Origin of the sequence: Raineya orbicola (assembly GCF_002843425.1) — a bacterium.
Classification (GTDB): Bacteria; Bacteroidota; Bacteroidia; order Cytophagales; family Thermonemataceae; genus Raineya; species Raineya orbicola.
Genome location: NZ_NKXO01000086.1, coordinates 1 through 1377, shown reverse-complemented (window position 1 = coordinate 1377; position 1377 = coordinate 1). Strand labels below are relative to the sequence as shown.

The window sequence follows — 1377 nt, the reverse complement described above, 5'->3', positions numbered from 1 at the left end:
TCAATTTGTGGTCTGGAATTATTGCCTACAAATTCCTAGATAAAAAGCCCACTATTAGAGATTTTCAAGAAAAAAATCTACTTACAAATTTTGAACTTTTTCAAGATATTGCCGCTTAACTCACGTTCCTTATCAATTAAGTGTTATTTCAAATGATAATACAATTTTGTCTGATAATCCTTGTAGCCAACACCCTAAGAACGAAAGCTTTGATCAATGCTTTAAGCGAGAATGGAATGCTTTTTGCGATGACTTTGTTAGTTGTATTGCTCAAATTACTAACCCAATGCCAATTGTTATTGCAATTAGTATTCACTGCAAAATTTGCAATTAAAAATAAAAAAAAACTAAAAAATGAGCCGTAAGAATAAACTTTTTTTCTTATTACTATTATTAGGAATATTTGGAATAACAAATAGTGCATTTCTCAAGTTAGAGGGTAATCAGAATGCATCAATGGCACTTATAATTTCATTGGTTCTTGAGACCATCGGAATTATAGGGTTATTCGTAGTAAATTTTCGGAAAATAAGGGCTTTTTTTAGTTAAAAAGTTTATGTTTTCAAAAAAGTACAAATAACCTTAAAAATTTCTCTCAAAAAATAAAATTTAGGTTATTTTCAAAAGTAAAAGTGATGAGGTTTTGGATAAGAAACCTCATCGCTTATTACTTACACAATTAAAATTATTCAAAAACCCGAAGTGAGGATTTTTTTGCAAGAACGCATTTCTGCGATTACTCACGAGCTATTGCCTAAAATCTTGCCTTCTACCAAAGAATATTTGGCTTTTCAAATTTTAGAGGCGGTCTTTGAGGCGTTAGACGATAATTTGCCCCAACTTTTGCTTTCCATTGATTTGCACCGAGTGGTAGTGGAGGAAATAGAAGCAATGCACCCCAAAGAAGTAGAAGCACTTTTTTACAGCTTTGCGTCAATTTATTTCCGCGAACTTATCAATTATGGGTTTGGCTTTGGGGTAGTTTTTGGCTTGGCTATGGATGTTTTTTTTGCAAGGAATATCTCTATTTTTCTAAAAATAATTATACAGAATTCTTTGAAAAATTTAATTTTTGAAAAAAGTTTGAAAAAAGTTTGAAAAAAGTTTAGGCTTGCTATATCATTGCACCAAGAAATTTTTGAGCTCAAAATTTCGAGTTTTATGTACAATCTTTAATTTTACGAAAATGAAACGATTTTATTTCGGTACTGCTACCGTCTTTATTTCTGTTTTTATTTTTTTCAGTTGTCCAATATGACCGCCAAGTTATGAATTAGTGGATATTGACGGCGTTTAATTTAACAAAATTAAGAAAGATTTCATCATTAAGAAAATCCTTATTGTTTTTTTGTGAGGTATAAAAAAAATACTTATAGC

1 protein-coding gene is annotated in these 1377 nt (G+C 30.2%); it reads left to right on the top strand.

The annotated features are described in order from the left end of the window. Positions 1 to 702: 702 nt before the first annotated feature. Positions 703 to 1098 (top strand): hypothetical protein, encoded by a 396-nt coding sequence (locus Rain11_RS13680; RefSeq protein WP_101359929.1) that lies wholly within the window; start codon positions 703 to 705, stop codon positions 1096 to 1098. Positions 1099 to 1377: the final 279 nt, after the last annotated feature.